This is a genomic window from Hominimerdicola alba (assembly GCF_900109655.1).
In the GTDB taxonomy this organism is placed as follows: Bacteria; Bacillota; Clostridia; order Oscillospirales; family Ruminococcaceae; genus Hominimerdicola; species Hominimerdicola alba_B.
In genome coordinates, this window is the sequence record NZ_FOAT01000046.1 from 1 (window position 1) to 1676 (window position 1676).

2 protein-coding genes are annotated in these 1676 nt (G+C 39.0%); both read right to left on the reverse strand.

All coding sequences use genetic code 11. The annotated features are described in order from the left end of the window. A partial coding sequence (locus BMY75_RS17415; protein WP_170844351.1) for a transposase occupies window positions 1-787 on the reverse strand: 787 nt, incomplete at its 3' end. Continuing rightward, window positions 741-1586: a transposase gene (locus BMY75_RS17420; RefSeq protein WP_074836465.1), complete on the reverse strand. Its 846-nt coding sequence runs from the start codon at window positions 1584-1586 to the stop codon at window positions 741-743. The genes BMY75_RS17415 and BMY75_RS17420, both read right to left, overlap by 47 nt. Between the last annotated feature and the right edge of the window lie 90 nt (window positions 1587-1676).

A 1676-nucleotide genomic window follows, 5' to 3' on the forward strand; every position in this document is an offset into this window, starting at 1 on the left:
ACATTGTACGTTTCACCATTTTGACCTTGTTGTTTGTGCCTTCGACAAATCCGTTTGATAAAGGCGACGACACGGCATTCTCAATAGCTTCAAGATCGTTTTTCATACTTTCCGAGAACTTTCTTATAAGTTTGATTGCACAGGTACTGTATTTGTCTATAAAAGAATATAGCAATGCCTGATAGCCTTTATCAAATATTTCCCTGAATTCCCGGATGCATACTTTAAGGCTGATTATGATGGGATATTTATTCAGCAAATATTCAAAATGCTCCGGTTCGATCTCAAGGTCACTGTCTAACCATAGATAATCAAATATCTTCTTTCGTGATATATATACATATTTTCGGATATTTTTTCTTAATTGCTTTTGTTCGGGTGTGCAGCTTTCAAGAGGGGTTAACTCGATATTATACAACTTTATGATACGGTTAAAATAATCATATGCCGCTGTCCTTTTACAAGTCAGACCCATCGTCAGAAGCTCTCGATACAGAACACTTCTGCACTTGCCGGCTGATAATTCTCTGACAATATGATCGTGATATTTGTTCACGCCACTCATAAGAGTCGGCGTACACACAGATATAATATCTCCATGAAGATACTTTTGTATTGTATTTCGGCTGCAATGAAGTACTTTTTCGATCTTTCGCAAGCTGTATCCGGCATCATGCAATTTGTGTATATCCTCATAAAGCCTTACCTTTTCGGGATTCAGCAGAGCATTTTGAGAGGCGTTATTTTTTGCGGTTAGCGGTTTTTTTAATAGCATTATCTTCGTCATGAACATAGTCTTTCGCATTTACGGGTATATTGACTGTCGACGGAATACTGCCGTTAAGTGCTCCTCTGACTGCTTCAAGCAGATTTTGATGAAGATGAAATCTGTCGGCTATCTGCATTGCAGCCGGGAGAGTTTCCTCTATTGCGGCTGCATACGCGCTTGCTCTGTCCCGTGTGACAGCTTTAATATGTTTGTTCTTTTCAAGCCATCTTTTCAGTGTATCCTTATCTCTGCCCTCAAGAACTGCGACTGGAGTATGATCATCATTGTCAACGATTATTGTTCCATACGTTTTTCTCTTTGCAAAAGCGAAGTCATCAACTCCGATAGTTGAACTGCAAATCGGTTCTGGTTGAGTTTCATATCTTCTTATCAAGAGACGGATAACGCTGTCTGGACTAATAGTGATATTCATCGCCTTACATATCCTTGAACAACCCTCACAACTCGTTTCAAGTGCAATCGCGCAGATGAGATCTGCAAGTCTTTCGGTTTTTCTGGAGTAATAATTCAAAAATCCGTCTATCGTTTCCACAAAAGAAACAACTTCACAATCAGGGTCTTCACAGTTGTATTCATAAGCCTTTATCTGCAAAATGACGGCTTTTCCCATCATCGGAAGATCCTGTACTTTTCTTACATAAGTACCATGACAACTTTGGCTGACAACGCCGCAGCATGGACAGATTCCCTGCTTTGTCTGAGATTCCAATTCTATGCTGATCTTTTCATTAGTTTCAGAAATCTCTTGTATTTTAAGTTGCTCTGGAAAGAACTTATTGATATCTAAAGATGTCATGTAGAATCACCGCCTTGATATGATATTGATATTATTATAGCATATCTAAGGGGGATAATCAAGAGATTTACGGATATTTGAGGGAGAGCC